This is a genomic window from Shewanella intestini, assembly GCF_018221465.1.
GTDB classification, from domain to species: Bacteria; Pseudomonadota; Gammaproteobacteria; order Enterobacterales; family Shewanellaceae; genus Shewanella; species Shewanella intestini.
The window spans coordinates 696721-716108 of record NZ_JAAIKR010000001.1; the positions used below are offsets into that span (position 1 = coordinate 696721).

The window sequence follows — 19388 nt, forward strand, 5'->3', positions numbered from 1 at the left end:
AGTTTTTTAGAACAGCAAAATTAAGATGCTGAAATCAACTTGATTGAGTCTTCTGCAATGACCCACTCTTCATTTGTTGGAATGACCATTGCAACAGTGCTGTCTGCTGTTGTGATGATGCCTTCATTACCAAAACGAGCGGCTTTGTTTTGTTCAACATCTACGGTGAAATTGAAAATTTGCAATAAGTTTAGTACTTTTTCACGGATTACATCTGAGTTCTCGCCTATCCCGCCAGTGAAGATAACCGCATCAAGTCGCCCTAGTGGCACAGTATAAGATGCAATATATTTCGCTAAGCGATAGCAGAAAATCTCTAATGCTAATGTGGCACCTTTATGACCATCTTCGTATCCTTCTTCGATACCACGACAGTCATTTGTCAATTCAGAAATACCCAGTAAACCAGATTGTTTATTTAGTACACTATTGACTTCATCGAGGGTGTAGCCCACTTGATTTACGAGGTGGAAAATAATGGATGGATCTAAATCACCACAACGTGTGCCCATAACTAAACCTTCAAGCGGTGTTAGCCCCATTGAAGTATCGACACTTTTGCCGCCTTTAATAGCCGTAACAGAAGCGCCATTACCTAAGTGAGCAACAATAACATTGGTTTCTTCTAATGGTTTGTTTAATGTTTTAGCCGCTTCACGACTGACAAATAAGTGGCTGGTACCATGCATGCCATAGCGACGAATACCGTGTTCACGATACAGTTTATAAGGTAGGGCATAAATAAATGCCTTTTCCGGCATGGTTTGGTGAAACGCTGTATCAAAAACAGCAACTTGTGGCAAACTTGGGAAAGAAGCCATAGCTGCTCGAATGCCAATAAGATGCGCAGGGTTGTGAAGAGGTGCTAGTGATGCACAGTCTTCAATACCTTTAATAACATCGTCAGTAATAATCATTGAACGAGTAAATTTCTCGCCGCCATGTACAATGCGGTGACCGACAGCTTCAATTTGTGCTGCAAGTTCTGGTTGCGTTGATAATATTTGATTAACGATGAACTCAACAGCTTCGCGATGAGCAGTAAACGCACCTAAAGAAGCATCATGTTTAGCACCATTAAGTTTCCACTTAATACGTGAATCTTCTAACCCGAAACATTCCGCTAAACCTGAAATGTGTTCTTCACCAGTGGTTGCACCAATGACTGCAAATTTTAACGAGGAGCTGCCACAATTAAGGACAAGTACAAATTTATCTGACATGTTAACGCCTTCTTAGTGTAATTTTAAAGTAATCTCTTATTAAGTTGGCTATTTTGAGAAGTAAGTCATTTACTTCATTAGCTTATAGCCGAACTCAATCGTTGATTGAGGCTTTGTTTTTGGCTGTGGTGATAACACCTAATGTGTTATGGTATTAACACCTTGCCATATGTGGTTATTTTGTTTTGCTCATCAACTTATATTCTTTGTTTAATCAAGGTCGGCGATATATGAAAATATGGCCGATGGTTAAGCAAATTAGTTTTTATTTTCCTGAGTATCGAGTGATTAAAGCCACGCGTTTATCTATTGTGGCAATGCCCGTCATTGCTTTATTAACGGTCATTATTCAAACATCTGTACTGAGTGTTGCTTTTTTACCGCAATCTATTGCTATGGGCTTATTTTTTATCAGTATTCCAATTCAAGGTTTTGTTTGGTTAGGCTGGAGAGCATCCCACCCTTTACCTTTGTCTTTATTTGATTGGACTAACAAACTCAGTCAACAGCTCGTTGTACAGGGTGTTGCTTGTCCACCATTAACCTCCAAAGCGTGTTATATGGATATGGCGAACATTTTAAAACTGGCATTTGAACGTTTAGATAACAGCTACTGGGATGACATTTAACTCATCCATTATTATTTGATTAATAAGTTGCTGTTATGCCATGTTCAGTAAATACCGCTTTAATTGATTCCATCACTGATTTACTCGGTGGCAGAACATCTTTTAAACTGTACTCTTCATCAAATGATGCCCATTTATGTTCACCTAATTGGTGGTAGGGCAATAATTCAACTTTTTCTACATTGGTCATAGGTTTAACAAAGTCTGCTAACGCAATAGCACTGGCAATATCATCGGTAAAACCTGGAACGACAACGTATCTAATCCATGTGGTTTTATTTTTCTTTGCTAAGTACTGTGCAAATTGCAATGTCCGTTGATTGCTGACTTTGGTTAAATCAATATGAACCGGATCGTTCATCTGCTTTATATCGAGCATCACTAAATCGGTTTGATCCAGAAGTTGGTCGATAATGGGGGTATATTTTCGGACAAACCCATTAGTATCAAGACAAGTGTGAATGCCTTTCTCTTTACAAGCTTTAAAGAGCTCATAAACAAAATTTGCTTGTAGAATCGCTTCTCCGCCACTGGCTGTCACGCCACCACCGCCTGCTTGTAAAAACGGTTGATAAGATATGATTTGCTTCATTAACTCATCAACAGTAACTTCTTTACCACCATCAAGATCCCAAGTGTCACGGTTATGGCAATACTGGCAACGCATTAAACACCCTTGCAAAAAGGTAATGTATCGAATGCCTGGGCCATCAACAGTACCAAATGATTCAATGGAGTGAATGCGACCTGTTGTCATAATGTACCTTGTAAAGTTGAACAAGTAGATAAAGAAAAGGCTGTATCGTATGTTGATACAGCCTTTAGGTTAAAGGTTATAAACCTTTAGTGAAAGTACGTGTAATTACATCTTGTTGTTGTTCAGGAGTCAATGCGTTAAAGCGAACTGCGTAACCTGATACACGGATGGTCAATTGTGGGTACTTTTCTGGATTCACAATGGCATCTTCAAGCATTTCACGGTTCATGACGTTCACGTTTAAGTGTTGACCACCTTCACGTGCTTCATTACTCATGAAGTAACCATCCATTAGTGATGCAAGGTTAACACGACGACCTAGTTCATCTTTGCCTAATGCATTTGGCACGATTGAGAATGTGTAAGAAATACCATCTTGCGCGTGGGAGAATGGCAGTTTTGCAACTGAAGTTAGTGATGCAATCGCACCGCTTTCATCACGGCCATGCATAGGGTTAGCACCTGGAGCAAATGGTGCGCCAGCAGGGCGACCATCAGGAGTATTACCTGTTTTCTTACCATAAACAACATTTGATGTAATGGTTAAGATTGATTGTGTTGGAATTGCATTGCGGTACATTTTTTTATGACGGATTTTAGTCATAAAGCGTTCAACTAAGTCACAAGCGATGTCATCAACACGTGGGTCATTGTTACCGTATTTAGGGTAATCACCTTCAATGTCGAAATCGATAGCAATGCCATCTTCGTCACGAACGGGTTTCACTGTTGCAAATTTAATTGCAGACAATGAGTCAGCTGCGATAGAAAGGCCAGCAATACCACATGCCATAGTACGGCGAACGTCACGGTCATGTAATGCCATTAATGCAGACTCATACGAGTACTTGTCATGCATGTAATGAATTGAATTAAGTGCTGTTACATATTGTGTTGCTAACCAATCCATTAAAGAATCTAAACGAGACAAAACATCATCGTAGTCTAATACTTCGGCGGTGATTTTGTCTGATACAGGTGCAATTTGTTTTTTCAGCTTTTCATCAACACCACCATTAATGGCGTAAAGCATGGTTTTTGCTAAGTTAGCACGTGCACCGAAGAACTGCATATGTTTACCCACAACCATTGGGCTAACACAACAGGCAATTGCGTAATCGTCGCTTTCAAAATCAGGACGCATTAAGTCATCGTTTTCGTACTGAATTGAGCTTGTGTCAATGGACACTTTTGCACAATAGTTTTTAAAGCCTTGTGGTAATTGATTAGACCACAAAACAGTGATGTTTGGCTCAGGGCTTGGGCCCATGTTGTATAAAGTATGTAAGAAACGGAAGCTAGATTTTGTGACTAGCGTACGTCCATCAACACCCATACCACCAATTGATTCAGTTGCCCAAATAGGGTCGCCAGAGAACAATTCATCATATTCTGGAGTACGTAAGAAACGAACCATACGCAGTTTCATTACGAAATGGTCAACCATTTCTTGTGCTTGAGTTTCGGTGATGACACCATTTTTAATGTCACGTTCTATATAGATATCTAAGAAGCTTGAAGTACGACCAAGTGACATTGCTGCGCCATTTTGGCTTTTCACTGCTGCAAGGTAACCAAAGTAAGTCCACTGGATTGCTTCTTGCGCAGTGGTTGCAGGCTTAGAAATATCACAACCATAAGATGCTGCCATTGTTTTCATTTGGCTTAATGCACGATGTTGCTCAGCAATTTCTTCACGAAGCTGAATGACATTTGATAAATCTTCACCAGATTCAAATTTTGCTTGTAAAGAACCAAATTGAGCGAATTTATCTTGCATTAGGTAGTCAATACCGTAAAGCGCGATGCGACGATAATCACCAATGATACGACCGCGACCATATGCATCAGGCAAACCAGTTAACACACCTGATTTACGACAAGCCATGATTTCTGGTGTGTAAACATCGAAAACACCTTGGTTATGTGTTTTACGTAATTCTGAATAAGTGTATTTAATGTCGGCATCAAGTTCTTTGTCATATGCTTTACAAGAACCCTCAACCATGCGGATGCCACCGTTTGGAAGCATTGCTCGTTTAAGTGGCGCGTCTGTTTGTAGACCAACGATAGTTTCAAGGTCTTTGCTGATATAACCCGCTTCGTGAGAGGTGATTGTTGAGACTTTATCTGTATCGAAGTCAACCGGTGCATGAGTGGTATTTTCTTGCTTAATACCAACCATTACCTTATCCCAAAGGGTGGTAGTCGCAGGGGTTGCTTCAGCTAAGAATGCTTCGTCACCTTCATATGGTGAATAGTTTTTTTGGATAAAGTCGCGAACATTAACTTCTGATTTCCAATCGCCAGCAGCGAAATCGTTCCAAGCACTAGCAAATACTTCTGTTTCTTTAGTCATCGATTGATACCTTAAACGTATTTAAACTTAATTGACTTTAGACTACTCAAAGTAAAAAGGATTCGCTATTTACTTATTATCAGCTAAAGCCGGTTAATTTGTGACCCACAAAAATAGTTGATTCTTGTGGCATCAAATTAGGTTTATCGAGTCGTCAATTTGACGTTGGCGACATTTAAAAAGTGACTGCAAATAATTGGTAAGACCAATTTACCTCAAAGATATTACCATAGAGATTTTTCAAACGCATGGTTTATCAATGGTCTTACTGGTGAAATGTACAGAAATGTTATCTAGGTAGCATTTTTGTATTCGGTGATTTCAGTTGGTATGAAAATTGATTAACCTGTGTTACTTCGTTGTGTGAACGCAGTTTTTTTTAGCGATGTATTACTTTTATCTCATATAGCGTAGTGGCAATTACCCTACAATTGTTTTTGGTAAGACCAATTTCACCGTTGAATGTGAATGGTGAGTTTACAGCTGTCTTTAGCGCTTGTGCTTTCGTTAACGACTAACCAATGAGTATAGATATGTTGAATTTGAATCAAACAGATGCAATCAAAAAAACTGTGGAAGAGAAAAAAAATTCCATGGTTGAAACCGCAAGCCAATATGGCTTAGCTAAAGTTGAAAAGACGCCTGTACAATCATTTATATTGTCGATATTTGCTGGTGCATTTATTGCCGTTGCCTTTGTATTTTATATTACGGTCACTAACGGGAGTGATGTCGGTTGGGGGCTGACTCGGTTTATCGGTGGGTTAGCTTTTAGTATGGGATTGATGCTAGTCATTGGCGCTGGGGCAGAGTTATTTACCAGTACCGTACTCACCACAGTGGCTTGGGCGAACAAGAAAATTGGATTTAAAGCGCAAATTCAATGTTGGGCTAGAGTATATGTAGGAAACATGGTTGGCGCACTGCTTATGGTATGGCTAATTATGAGTGCCGGCATGTTTGATTTAAACCATGGTCAATGGGGGTTATCAGCACTGAACATTGCTCAACATAAATTACATCATACATGGGGACAAGCATTTGCGCTTGGTATCTTATGTAACATGATGGTTTGCTTGGGAATATGGATGACTTTTGCGACTAAAGATGTGTTAACCAAATGCATGTTGGTGATGTTACCGGTTGCAATGTTTGTTAGCTCAGGTTTTGAACATAGTGTTGCCAATATGTTTATGGTGCCATTTGGTATTTCAATTGCTGAATTTGCGCCAGCTTCTTTTTGGAGTGCAATTAATTTAGACCCTGTTCAATTTGCTGACTTAACTATCACTAACTTTCTATTTAATAATTTAATTCCTGTGACATTAGGCAATATTGTTGGTGGCGGTGTGATTGTGGGACTAGGTCATTGGCTAAGTGGTAACAGCCAAGCGGTGTCAAAGGTAGCAGAGCAAAATCCGCAGGCAGCTAATGATAAAGTGAATGATTAATGCGTGTTGCCAGCTAATGTGTTGGGTTTGATACGTCGTATAAATAAAAATGGATGGTTAACCCATCCATTTTTTATTCAATTTAACCCTAAGTCGTTCAGGCCAAGTTGCAAAGTAAGTTCTTTACTGAACGTTTTCTGTATCGCTAAATTCACCAGCAAATAATGCTGTTGATAAGTAACGCTCAGCAGCAGAAGGTAAAACAACCACAATCGTTTTATCTGCAAATTCAGGCAGCGCGGCAATGCGGTTAGCGGCAACCACAGCTGCACCCGAAGAAATACCCACAAGGATACCTTCTTCTTTCATTAACCGACGAGCCATCTCGATTGCATCTTCATTACTGACGGCTTCTACACGGTCTACAAGTTCAAGATCTAAGTTTCCAGGAATAAATCCTGCTCCAATACCTTGAATTTTATGTGGTCCAGGCTGAATAGGTTGGCCAGCTTTTGCTTGTGCAATGACAGGTGAATCAACCGGTTCAACAGCAACAGAAGTAATTGACTTACCCTGTGCTTTTAAATAACGACTGACGCCCGTTATTGTGCCACCAGTTCCAACACCGGCAACAAAGACATCAACTTGACCGTCAGTATCATTCCAAATCTCAGGCCCGGTGGTCTTTTCATGAATCTCAGGGTTAGCGGGATTGCTAAATTGGCCTAATACTAAGTATTTTTCAGGTGCTGAGTCACGAATTTCATCTGCCTTATCAATGGCTCCTTTCATGCCTTTAGCGCCGTCAGTCAATACTAAATTAGCACCTAATGCTTTAAGTAATTTACGACGCTCAAGGCTCATCGTGTTTGGCATAGTTAGCGTTAGTTTGTAACCTCGAGCGGCAGCAACATAAGCAAGAGCAATACCTGTATTACCTGATGTAGGTTCAATTAACTCAACATCTTTAGTTAACTTGCCACTTTTTTCAGCGTCCCAAATCATGTTAGCGCCAATACGACATTTAACACTAAAACTTGGATTTCGTGCTTCTACTTTTGCAAGCACGTTACCATTACTTACTCGGTTTAGACGAACGAGAGGGGTGTTACCTAAAGTATATGAATTATCTTCAAAAATTTTGCTCATGAGTCAATTACTCCTTTATTTTCATCCACACATAATAGTCATAAGTCACATATTTAGAAGTGAAAAAACGTTCTTCTTTATTCGATTTAGTTATTAAAGATAAACATATTATTCTAATGAACGGTTTTATCCGTTGTTATTGATTTTCAGATGCTTAAATAGTGACAAACTGTATTTTTTAGTAATCAATTGAACTAAATAGGTGAAAATTGTTTATGATACTGGCATGTTTTGTAATCTAAGTGTGCAAAATTCTTCAGTAAGAGATGGAAGCAAACACAATGAAAAAAGTCGTCATTTCAGGGACGGGCTTATATATTCCTGAGTTTACAGTTAGTAACGATGAATTAGTCGAAAGTTACAATCGATATGTTGATTTATTCAATGAGCAACACCGGCTTGAAATTGCTACGGGTGAGATAAGTGCATTAACTTATTCAAGTAGTGACTTTATTGTCAAAGCATCAGGAATTGAACAGCGATATGTGATGGTAAAAGAAGGAATATTAAACCCTCAAGTCATGATGCCATTGATAGAAAGTAAACCCTCTTCGGATTTATCAATGCAAGCCGAAATGGCAATACAAGCAGCAACTGATGCCCTAAATGATGCAAGTGTCACTGCCAATGAGATTGATCTTATTATCGTGGCCTGTGCCTATACTGAACGAGCTTATCCCGCCATAGCAATTGAAGTGCAACAAGCGTTAAGAACATCGGGGTTTGCTTATGACATGTTAGTGGCTTGCTCTTCGGCGACCTTTGCCATTAATAATGCTGTTAACGCAATTCGTGGTGGTAGTGCCAATAGAGTGTTAGTGATTAACCCGGAGCTGACTTCACCACAAAGCAACTTTAAAGACCGCGACAGTCATTTTATTTTTGGTGATGTTGCGACTGCGCTAGTTGTTGAACGTGATGACTTAGCGAATAAAGTCAATGCTTTTGCTATTCATTCAATGAGCTGTAAAACAAATTATTCCAATAATATCCGCAGTAATTTTGGCTTTGTTAATCGCTGTGATCCCCAAACGGCGGATGCTGCTGATAAATTATTTCACCAACAAGGCCGAAAGGTGTTTAAAGAGTTGTTACCCATGATCTATCAACACCTCGAACAACATTTTACGCTTGAATCGCTAAAGCCAGAAGATTTTAAACGGTTATGGCTGCATCAAGCCAACATTAATATGAACCTGTTTGTGGTGAAAAAACTCCTTGGTGATAATGTTGCTAGTGACAAAGCACCCATAGTGTTAAATGAATTCGCCAATACGGCGTCAGCCGGTTCTGTTATTGCTTTTCATCGCCACAAAGCGGACTTTAAATCAGGTGAACTCGGGTTGCTGTGCTCCTTTGGTGCAGGGTATTCAATTGGTAGTGTTGTATTAGAGAAGTGCTAAAAAATATGAATCGATTGCGGATACTTATCGTTGAAGATAGTGAAGCGGTTTCAAAAATTCTTACCCATCTCATTATGCAAGAGCTAGGTTGTGAAGTAGACGTTGCTGCTGATTATCAAACGGCGATAAAACAACTGGAACATAATCACTACTTTGTCGTGATTGCCGATCTTAATTTGCCTGATGCACCCAATGGCGAAATTGTCACCTCAGTGCTGACTACTTTTACAACGCCATGTATTGTATTAACAGGCAATTTAGATAATCAACAACGAAAAGAGTTACTCAAAATGGGGATTGTTGACTACATCCTCAAAGAAAATCGATTTAGTTATCAATATGTTGTGAAGTTAATTTCAAGGCTGCATCGCAATCAAGACGTTAAAGTCTTGGTTGCAGATGATTCTGTTGTCAGTCGTAAGTTTGTCAGGGCGCTTTTAGAACAACATTTATTTCAAGTGATTGAAGCAAATGATGGTGCGCAAGCACTTGAAGTATTACAACAACACAAGGGTATCCAGTTACTCATTACTGATTATAATATGCCTAATATTGATGGTTTTGAGCTAATTTTACAGGTTAGGGAAAATTACACTCGTGAAGATCTCGCCATTATTGGCCTATCCAATGATAATAATGAGTCGTTATCGGCGCGTTTTATTAAAAATGGTGCCAATGACTTTCTGCAAAAACCGTTTGTTCATGAAGAGTTTCATTGTCGGGTGTTAAATACGCTTGATTCGTTGGATATGATCCGCAGACTTTGGAATAAAGCGAATCGTGATTATTTGACCAAAGCTTATACAAGGCGTTACTTCTTCAGCCAGTATAAAAAAGAGCCCAAAGAAACAGATCATTATAGCGTTGCATTACTCGATATTGATTACTTTAAGAAAGTCAATGATAGTTATGGGCATGACGTTGGTGATCAAGTCTTGGTTGAGTTTGTTAAGCGTCTCGATTTGGCGTTTGGTCAACATTTTACCGTTGCCCGTTTTGGTGGTGAAGAGTTTGTTGTTGCTTTTAAAGGTTTAGATACAACAAAAGCATATACACTTATTGATAAATTTCGGATTCAGTCCCAACAAACCGCGATAGTGACACAAGCAGGTGCGCTTAATATTTCCTTCAGTGGCGGAGTAACACATATTATCGACGGTGGTATCGATAATGCACTTAAACAAGCCGATGCTTTGCTATATAAAGCTAAAAAGACAGGACGTAATTTAATTGTTCAGGGGTAAATAGGTTTTTATGAGTGGTTTTACTTGCTCAAAGTTTATCACTCCTAATAGCATTCCCGTTTTTCCAGTAACGACCATCAATGAGTTGGGGTGCTCACAAAAGTGACTGATAATATCACACACGGAGAAACTGGTTTCACAAGTATATTCTACTGTTTGCATAATTTGATGGGCTCTTTTACTTAATGTTAGCCTGTCATGTGAGGTCTCTGCGTCAGTATTAATATAAGGACTGATAGCATTATTCACGTCATCTTGTGTCACCAGCCCAATACATTTATTTTTTTTAAAAACCACCAAAAAAGCACTTTTTTGTAATTGAGGCATCAATTCTTCTACCCGATCATCAGGGTGAATATGAACGAGGTTAGGCACAAAGAGCGATGAGATATTATGAACCTGATTTCCTTCTACTTGTTCAGTAAGTTGATATTTTTTTACCACACCATTGATGCTATTAATTGTGCCTTGATGATCAATTAACAATTTAGGCTTACTGAAAAAGTAGCCTTGAATGTAATCCACGCCCACTTTTTGTAGCACCATAAAGTCTTTAACCGTTTCTACACCTTCAGCAATAATTTTTCCTCCAAGTGAATGAATGAGTTGAGTGAACATTTTCACCATTAATTGTCTATGTTGGTCTTTGTCGATACCAAAAATAATATCTTTATCTATTTTGATTAAGCTCATTGGTAGCTTTGTTAGGTTAGTAAAAGAAGTATAGCCTGAACCAAAGTCATCAATGGCAATGGTGAGACCTGCTTTTTGAATATTATGAATGGTTTCTACTACCCGTGGGTCGTTGGCAAAAATAGAAGACTCAGTTAACTCGAGGGTAATTCGACTTAGATCGATATTAGTCTTTTTAAATAGGCTGAGAGTGTCTTCTAAATTACTACGATTGCTGTAGGTTGACACCATTGAACGATTGATAGATAACGATAAGTTTTGGTTATCAAGCAACTGCGAAAGGGGGTCTATTTCTTTTAAGGCTATTTCAGCAACTAATGTATCTACTTCATTGATCCAATCATTTTCTTCAGCAATTTCAATTACTTCTTGTGTTGTGTAATCAAAGGGGACAGCTAATTTAAAACGAGCTAATGCTTCAATTCTTTTTACACTTAATGATTTTATTTCCACAATAGGTTGATAAGCGACATTAATGTTTTTTGTACTTAATGAGTGTTTTAATGCTTGTTCAATCTTGGCTTTACGGTCGTTTATCTCATTGACTCTCGGGTCAAAATAATTGATTTTGTGACCTTGAAAATTAATGCATTTGTCGTTGGTTGATATTAAAGACTGCGCGGCATGACCTAATAGTTGAGTATTATTTTTAGCATCCGCACCATCAATAGATACGCCAACATGGCAAAGAATATTATCATTTTCATTTAATTCATTCTTAACCAATTTATAAATAATTTTACATAGATCTTTATGGATGTTTTTGACGATTTTAGATGAAATAATAATGCCACAAATTTGATTTTGATTGAGTAAACCAATTTTGTAACGCGCTTTATTAAAGTCATTATGGTAAAAAGAATGGCTAATTAACCATAGACTTTTTTTGCTATTTTTAACTCCTGCCACAAAGGTGTTTAACATGAATACGATCATGCTTTCACTGTCATCTAATTGTTCACGACAGCTATCAATTTGTTGAAAAAAATCAACTTTATTTTGCCAGCTCCATTGATCGTTATCTTTGCCTAAGTATTCTATTTGGTTAAATGAGAAATCCATTGCTGTCAGCTGGAAAATATACAAGTATTCGTTTTTCACTTTGTCGTGAAACGTTGATAACATGGCTTTGAATGGTCTTTCTTGCTTTTCTTTATCATATAAAATTATTTCACCAGACCAAGGCTTTTTTTGCTTACACCGCAAGTTGATTTCATCAAAGGTATTGTGATTATTACAAATGATTTTACTAATACGGTGGCCTAATATTTCATAATCGTTAAATCCTAATGATTGATTTATTTGAGTATTTGTAATGATCACGTCTAAGTTTTTATCACAAATAATGACCAGCTTACTTGAGTTATGAAAAATCTCATTTAATAGTTTCTTTTCTTGCTCTTGCGCTAATAGATTTTTAATTAAACAAATATGGCCGCTCACTTTACTTAAATTAGCTGTACTAATCGTCACTTTAGCAAGGTATTTGCAATGTTGAATATTAAAAATCAAATGACATTGGATTTCTATTTTCTGTTTCAATGCTAATTCAATATGGTTTTTAAAGTGAACCGCTTGATATTCATTTAAACGGTCAATGAGCTGCTTAAAGCGCACACTGTTACCAATGTTATCTTCAAATAAAAGCGGCACTAAAGTATCAGAACAAAAGGTATTTTGTTCTATGTCCCACACCCAAGAGAAGCAAGTTCCAATCATATTGTCAGCAGAAATTTGTGTATCCATCACAGGGTTATTCCATTTTAAACTGCAAAAGCAAACTTGTTTGATGAGTGAAGTTGCACAATTAACATCAGGTCATTGCGTTGATATACCTCACCAATCAACCCAATTAATGTTTGTGGTAAATATCCCATCAATTCTGAACCATTAAACACGTCGCGGTATTTATCTTTAACGGGTAAGCTAGACACTTCAATCACGGTTAATTTAGAATTTTCAATCTGCGAATGTTCCAAACATTCTTGCAAATTCAATTCAAACTCTTTGGCTTTTTGAAATAAGCCAATTAAAGTGATATCCATTCCATGACAAAAACTCTTTTGCTCTCCATGTTGAATGTCTACCGCAGTACAAACCGTTTCTAACTCAACCTGTGCTTGTACAATTTGCCTAATTTCTTTTGGGTAGAGCGGTTTTATGGCAATTTCAAATGGAATATGTTGCTGCTTTAACACATCTAAGTCTTTTAAATATTCTTCAACGTATGCAGAGACAATATAAATTTTTGTACGAATACCTTTTTTAAATAATTGCTGTACGACCTCGACGCCGTTGAGGGTCGGCATTTTTAAATCGATAAATGCAAGAATCGGCTGATGCTGACAAATTAAATCAATACCTGTTTGGCTGTCTGCGGTGGTAAGTAAATTGACTTTGGTGTCACTTAAGGCCATTTCATATGCTTCAAGTAAGCAAATCTCATCATCAATAACAACAATACTGGGAAGTGGTGGATTATTCATTTTCAATTCCTAACTCAATTATAAACGAAGTATAGTTATTCATTTTACTTTCGACGTGTATCTCGCCATTGGCGTTATTAATTAATGTGTTGGAAATACTCAACCCAAGCCCGGTACCTTGTCCGACATCTTTGGTAGTAAAAAAAGGGTCAAAAATTTTAAATTGAATGTCTGGAGGAATGCCTGCGCCATTGTCTGTAATGGTAATAATGCAGCTTTTGCCTTGTTGCTTTACCTGCAAACTGATTGTTGGTGCTGCAACATTGGCAACTGCATGTGAGGCGTTAATTAGAATGTTAAGCAGAATTTGTTCAAGATGGTCTTCTGAAATAGCCACCTGTAATTGGGTTAAATCATTTTGATAGTGGTAGTCGATAGCGGTGCCGTTAATACTCGTTTGAAATAAGTGGTTAACTCGTAAAATAGTGTCATGTAAATGGCAGCGCTTACGCGATGATGACTTTTTGCGAGAGAAAACTAATAAGCCGTTGGCAATTCTCTGCACCCGAGTAAGTAATGATTCAAGTTTTTGCAGTTTGTCATTGATTTGCTGGTTTTTATTGTGGTTGTTGATATATTCCAAGTAGCTAAACATGGCCATAATCGGGTTATTTATTTCATGTGCGACACCGCCAACTAATGTACCGATTGTGGACTGTTTTTCCATTGAAATAACTTGATTTTGAGAATTTTTAAGCTGCTCGAACAATTGTAAATTTTGTTGTTCGGTTTTCATTCTTTCTTTAATTTCAGCAAGTAAAGCATTCTTTGATACGGTTGTTTCTTGTAAGTCTATTCGCATTTCATCCGCTGACTTTCCTAACAGAACTAATTCTTCAAAACCGTTAATAAAAATGGGTTTGGATAAGTCGCCTTTACCAACATGCTGAAAATGCAAACGCAAAGCACGTAATGGGTATGACACCCGTAATGACACCATTGCCATCAATATAAATAAGAAAATGAATAGTAATATGGCCGTCACAGTTAGAGTGAAATAAATTTCTTTAACTTTATTGGTGAGTTGGACTTGAATTTTCTCAGAGATATTCTGCGCTGAATTTGACAATAAATGTAATGTGGATATCAAGGCAACAGGGGTGATACTGGTGCGTCTAGATTGATTAGATAAACGTTGAAAGTTTTGCATTTGAGTTTTAGATAACCCAATTAAGTCTTTTAATTGGGTGAATAAAGAGTTCGGGTGTGCTTCAACATAATTAATTAAGTCTTGCTGGGTATGGTTCCACTGTTTTTCTGCCCTAAGGCTAGCTGAATGGGTGTAATCATAAGTAAGAATGATTAGATCAAAGCTTTGATGAGAAATGATTGATGAAGTAGCAATTTGACGCCTTAATTCAGTCAGTTCTTGATTGAGTTTAAGTGTAAAAATACCGGTAATGGTTAATGTCAGCAATACCGATAACATACAAAAAAACAATGTGCCTTTTAAACTACTCATGGGCAATCACACTCACTTTATTAGGGTATAAATCTTTAAGAAAGTGCTCATTTATATAGTCTAATACCATAAATTCATGAGGTTCTGTATGAACATGATTTTTTTCTTCTAGTGTTTCCTCCCATTGCCACTGTCCTTCCCAAAGTGTTAATGCCGCTTGCGGAAATTGCAATTGCGCATTGTAGCTCTGCCAGTCATGAGCAAAAGCGTGTTCTGGCATATCAATATTTTTAGCAAAAGAGGCTAACGCTTTTTGGGGGTGCATACGCACATACTGCTCGGCATCGGCTAGCGCTTTAAGGATATTCGATACCGTTTCTGGGGAATCATGGAGTAATTGATTTTTTGCCAATAACACTTCGTATTGAATGTAATCGTTAGGGAATTTAAAACTGATGGCGTCATTACCGAGTAACGATTTTGCTTGGTTTAAAAAAGGTTCTCGCATGGTAAAAGCATCTATTTCACCTCGATATAAACGCGCTGGAAGTGTTTCTGCTTTAAAGAATAGCGTGTTGATATCAGTTAGCTTGATGCCATATAACGGCAGAATTGAGTCATGAAAATGATGTACGGTTGAGTTTTCTTGGGTGCCAATTCGCTTGCCTTTTAAGTCACTGATGTTGTTAATGCCTTTTTGACGGTTCGCGATAATACCATTGACATTATCATTGAAAGATAATGTGGCAAGACAAGTGATGCTATGGTGTTCGTGTATGGCAAGAATAAATGGGATGTCAGCAGTAGAAACAACTTGTGCGTCACCATTAATTAATCCTTCTTGAAGTGCGCGTTTTCCACTTGGGTAGTAAGATACTTCAGCTGTAATTCCATGGTTGTCGAGAAAGCCTTCATTGATGGCTAAGTGCAATAAAATGGCACTTAGCTGCATAGGGACTGCAAATTTAACCGTGACAGGGGCGGGGATGTCAGTAAGAGGCTTATGACAACTACTTGAAAAAATAACGCAGCAACAGCAAATCATCCTGAGCAAACTTTTCATACTGGCTAACATCCTTGTATTTCGCCGATAAAGATAAGTTTAGCAATAATTAAATTTTTAACTGACAAAAAATAATGTTAGGGAGAGTTCGTTGGTGATTTTCTAGTACATTTGTTTATTTAAATTGTGAACTCGAAGGTTCATTAACTGAAAATGACTTATTTTTTATAAAAGCCATGCGTAACTTAGTTTCATAAAATAGGTTTTGTCGTGTTGAGTCAGGGTATCGATTGTGTCATCGGCGACAAACGCATCACTGTAACCTAGGTAAAACACACTTTGAGGATTGAGTTTATAGCCATAGAGTAACTCATTGCCTAAGTCTTGATATTTTGCTTGGCGATGTTGGTATATATACAAGCTTGGATCTCGCTCAATGTGGGTGTATACGCTACTTAAACGGATAAAACTGCGTAAACTCAATTGCCAATTTAGTCTAACGTCAGTTAAGTTAGCGGTGTATAAACGGCCGTTATCGACATTGAGTGATTGATAACGATGAGATAAATCTAAAGCGATTGACTCGGTTAGTTTCCATTGAACTTCAGGAATTATTTTTGTTTTACTGCCCAGTTGATTATTGGCAAAATCAATGTCGTCCCCATAGCTCAGTTCTAATTCAAGTCTAAGCGGATCAAGGGGAGTAAATTGGCCATAAAACCAACCAAAAGTTTCATTAAATGAGCGGGTATTCCCTGCAATCGCAATGGTTGAGGCATTGATACGCCGACCAACTCTTTCTCGGTTAACCAGTCCAGAGGCAATATAACTTTGCCAGCCGCCTTCAAACGAAATCGACATTTCTGTTTCTTGCTCAATTTCATCACCCGCTTGGTTATGAGAAATATCCCAATCACCTTTTAGGGTGATTTGGCTAAAAAAGTTGTCATTTAGGTACCAGTTATAGCCACCACCGGCAACAAATTTGCTAAAGTCGACCTTTTCAATAAACCCTAAGTCACCACGAAAATCTTCACCAATTGAAATGTAAGATGAAGATACCCACCAATTACGACGGTCATGGTTGTAGGTTAATCGATAAACAGAATCATTAAATGCGCCATCTTTTGCGGTGCGAAGCACCCGTTCGTTGAAATCGCATTGTTGTAAATCGCAAGATGGTGGGATTGTTGAACAATCATCTGAACCACAAAAATCTTCAAATAAGTCATCTGGATATTGGGTTTGCGAGTATGCATATTGCGCGGTAAAGGTGTCATTGTCTGTTGGTTGATATTTCAAATCGGTACTGGCGACATAATTATGATAATTTTCAGCACGCTTGAGTGTCACCATTGTGCCAACAGAGAATTGTTTGTTTAGGTCGTATCGGTAACGAGATGCAATATTTTGACTTTCTTGATCAATTGTCGCGACAGCTGAACTTAAATTACCCGGCACTAAAAATTGTGTTTGCACGTCATTAGCAGCCAAAAAACCAACCGTGTGTTCATCTATTTGGCTAGTGAGCTTAATACCATAGTCTGGTGAACCAATATTTCTGGTGTGTAATAGACTCATTTGAGTGTCAAAATAATCTTGGTTATCGAGAAAAAAAGCCCGTTTTTCATCAAAAAATAACGCAAAATTATTATTGATATTTAGCTGTCCGCTGTCAGCTTCAACTTGGGAAAAATCAGGGTTGATGGTGGCATTTAATAAGGTTGTCGGGGTGACTCCCCAACGAAGATCTAGCCCTACTTCAATATTATTGTCTGTTTCCCACGCAGTATTAGGATTGAGATCGCGCTGCTGTTGTCTATTGGCCACAACGGATGGGGTAATTTGTAAATCTTGCCCTTGTTGAGCATTTGCAAGCCCTGTCGCAGTGCCTAACTGGCATAGTTGGCAGTTATTGTTTCGATCAATTTTGCTGCTTGATAAGCGATGAGTTTCGTTTCGCGGATAAAAGCGAACAAGTTCGATTCCCCATGTTTGCATGTCACTTTGGTTAAAGTTAAATAGGCGCAAAGGTAGGGCAATTTCAACTTGATAACCGGTAGGCGTCATTTTCCCCATACTCTGCCAAATGCCATCCCAGGCATCACTTTCTTGGCCTGTTAGTTCATTTTCAATGGAATCGCTTTGCACTCCAAAAGGGTTAACAAAAAATTGGTAAGCTAACTTGGCATTGTTATAAGTATCAAGCTTGACACCGACAAGGTCATCTCCCCATGAATTATCACGGTCGCGTAGATTGGCTCGTATTTTGTGGGGCTCGGGGTCATTTGCTGTAAATGCAAACAATAATTGATCTTGTGTGGCAAAAACTTTAACCATAGTGGTTACGGGGGCAGCAATATTTTCACCGGGGGAGGTTTCAAAGGCAAGTGACACTTGTGCTGCTTGCTGCCATTGCGGTTCATCAAACTCACCATCGACGGTGATACTTTGGCTTAAAGTTGGAATATCAACGTGGAAATTGTCTCTATGACCTGCAACCGTATTGCTGCTGATAACGCTAAATATAAGGCATAAAACATAGATGAGTTTTTTCACAGCAATACGTTAAGTCAATGAATGATGCTGATATTGTGACAACTAAGGTAAAACAAATCATTAACAATCACGGTTTATGTGTTACAAAATGTTGGTTGTTAAATGCCACTTCATTGAGCATCGTTATACCTTTAATCACCTGCTTAACTGCTTAACTGCTTAACTGCTTAATGGTGTTCATGATGAAGTTGTTGCAGTGGGCTAAAAATAGGGTGTATATACAAAAATGCGACCTAGAATTGAGGTCGCATTGGTAATTAATGACTATCGAACCGATTAATCGTTAGCGATAACCGGATGTTTGTATACTTCACGATAACGCTCAACCCACATGGCTGTTGCACCGCATATAGCAATGGGCATCACAAATAAATTTAAAATTGGCACCATTGAAAATAAAGTAACAGTTGCGCCAAAAGAGTAACTGGTTCCTTTGGTATTACTTAAAGCCGACTTCATATCATTAAAAGGCACTTTATGGTTATCAAAAGGATAATCGCAATATTGAATGGCCATCATCCAAGCAGTAAATAAAAACCATAAAACTGGTGCAATAGTTTGTCCAATGGCAGGTAACCAAAATAGTAATAAGAACCCAATTGCTCGGGGAAGGTAGTATTTTAATTTAATCCACTCACGCTTCATTATTCGAGGCAGATCTTTAATTAAATCAACAGTTGAACCAGAGTTAAGGCTTTTACCTGTTAGGTGCATTTCTACTTTTTCGGCTAACAGTCCGTTAAATGGCGCGGCAATCCAATTCATCACTGAGCTAAAGATAAATGACATCACCACTAACACTGTCGACACTGCCAGCGGCCATAAAATGAACTCTAACCATGACAAATAATCGGGTAGTTGGGCGCTCATCCAATCAAATAGCAACCCAAGCTGACTAAAAGCAAAATACATCGCCACGCTGAATAAAATAAAGTTAACTAATAATGGAATGACAACAAATGTGCGTAAACCAGGTTGTTTGATTAATTCAAACCCTTGCATAAAGTAGTTCACGCCGCTTTTTTTTACCGAAACAGTATTTTTTAGCATTAAACGATTTCCTTAAACGTACATGTTTGTAAGTCTGACT

General features: G+C 38.2%; 14 protein-coding genes. 4 read left to right on the forward strand and 10 right to left on the reverse strand.

Features of this window, described 5'->3' with window-relative positions:
- Positions 1–20: 20 nt before the first annotated feature.
- A complete protein-coding gene (gene ackA, locus G3R48_RS02965; protein WP_153660459.1) occupies positions 21–1223 on the reverse strand; it encodes an acetate kinase in 1203 nt (400 codons plus the stop codon).
- Positions 1224–1408: 185 nt separating this feature from the next.
- On the opposite strand from ackA, the gene yfbV reads away from it, so the two are divergent.
- On the forward strand, positions 1409–1852 hold the full coding sequence (yfbV, locus tag G3R48_RS02970) for a terminus macrodomain insulation protein YfbV (RefSeq protein ID WP_228497273.1): 444 nt from the start codon (positions 1409–1411) through the stop codon (positions 1850–1852).
- A 19-nt stretch (positions 1853–1871) separates the two neighbouring features.
- On the opposite strand, the gene pflA is transcribed toward yfbV, so the two are convergent.
- The gene (gene pflA / locus G3R48_RS02975) at positions 1872–2612 is read right to left on the reverse strand and encodes a pyruvate formate lyase 1-activating protein (protein WP_212593199.1); all 741 of its coding nucleotides are present in this window, start codon (positions 2610–2612) and stop codon (positions 1872–1874) included.
- 73 nt (positions 2613–2685) lie between these two features.
- Positions 2686–4968 (reverse strand): formate C-acetyltransferase, encoded by a 2283-nt coding sequence (pflB, locus tag G3R48_RS02980; protein ID WP_153660453.1) that lies wholly within the window; start codon positions 4966–4968, stop codon positions 2686–2688.
- A gap of 533 nt (positions 4969–5501) precedes the next feature.
- Here pflB and focA point away from each other — a divergent pair.
- The gene (gene focA, locus G3R48_RS02985; protein WP_228497272.1) at positions 5502–6419 is read left to right on the forward strand and encodes a formate transporter FocA; all 918 of its coding nucleotides are present in this window, start codon (positions 5502–5504) and stop codon (positions 6417–6419) included.
- A gap of 123 nt (positions 6420–6542) precedes the next feature.
- Here the strand turns inward: focA and cysK are convergent, their stop codons facing one another.
- A complete protein-coding gene (gene cysK, locus G3R48_RS02990; RefSeq protein ID WP_153660449.1) occupies positions 6543–7508 on the reverse strand; it encodes a cysteine synthase A in 966 nt (321 codons plus the stop codon).
- A 281-nt stretch (positions 7509–7789) separates the two neighbouring features.
- Here cysK and G3R48_RS02995 point away from each other — a divergent pair, with 281 nt between their 5' ends.
- Both G3R48_RS02995 and G3R48_RS03000 read left to right on the forward strand, forming a co-directional pair.
- Positions 7790–8911 (forward strand): beta-ketoacyl-ACP synthase III, encoded by a 1122-nt coding sequence (locus G3R48_RS02995; RefSeq protein ID WP_153660447.1) that lies wholly within the window; start codon positions 7790–7792, stop codon positions 8909–8911.
- A 14-nt stretch (positions 8912–8925) separates the two neighbouring features.
- Positions 8926–10155: a response regulator gene (locus G3R48_RS03000; protein ID WP_153662014.1), complete on the forward strand. Its 1230-nt coding sequence runs from the start codon at positions 8926–8928 to the stop codon at positions 10153–10155.
- Here G3R48_RS03000 and G3R48_RS03005 read toward each other — a convergent pair.
- The 6 genes from G3R48_RS03005 to cysZ form a co-directional block, all read right to left on the reverse strand.
- On the reverse strand, positions 10138–12594 hold the full coding sequence (locus tag G3R48_RS03005; RefSeq protein WP_153660445.1) for a sensor domain-containing phosphodiesterase: 2457 nt from the start codon (positions 12592–12594) through the stop codon (positions 10138–10140). The two genes, G3R48_RS03000 and G3R48_RS03005, sit on opposite strands and share 18 nt — an antisense overlap.
- Positions 12595–12611: 17 nt before the next feature.
- Positions 12612–13334 carry a response regulator gene (locus G3R48_RS03010; protein ID WP_153660443.1) on the reverse strand — a complete coding sequence of 241 codons (723 nt, stop codon included), beginning with the start codon at positions 13332–13334 and terminating at the stop codon, positions 12612–12614.
- Entirely contained in the window at positions 13327–14796 is a 1470-nt protein-coding gene (locus tag G3R48_RS03015; RefSeq protein ID WP_153660441.1) for a sensor histidine kinase, read from the reverse strand. Before G3R48_RS03015 ends, G3R48_RS03010 begins: the two co-directional genes overlap by 8 nt.
- A complete protein-coding gene (locus G3R48_RS03020) occupies positions 14789–15799 on the reverse strand; it encodes an ABC transporter substrate-binding protein (protein ID WP_194823816.1) in 1011 nt (336 codons plus the stop codon). Before G3R48_RS03020 ends, G3R48_RS03015 begins: the two co-directional genes overlap by 8 nt.
- Positions 15800–15964: 165 nt before the next feature.
- Positions 15965–18298, reverse strand: a complete 2334-nt coding sequence (locus tag G3R48_RS03025; RefSeq protein WP_212593185.1) for a carbohydrate binding family 9 domain-containing protein — start codon at positions 18296–18298, stop codon at positions 15965–15967.
- Between the two features lie 276 nt (positions 18299–18574).
- Positions 18575–19348: a sulfate transporter CysZ gene (cysZ, locus tag G3R48_RS03030; protein ID WP_153660437.1), complete on the reverse strand. Its 774-nt coding sequence runs from the start codon at positions 19346–19348 to the stop codon at positions 18575–18577.
- Positions 19349–19388 lie beyond the last annotated feature (40 nt).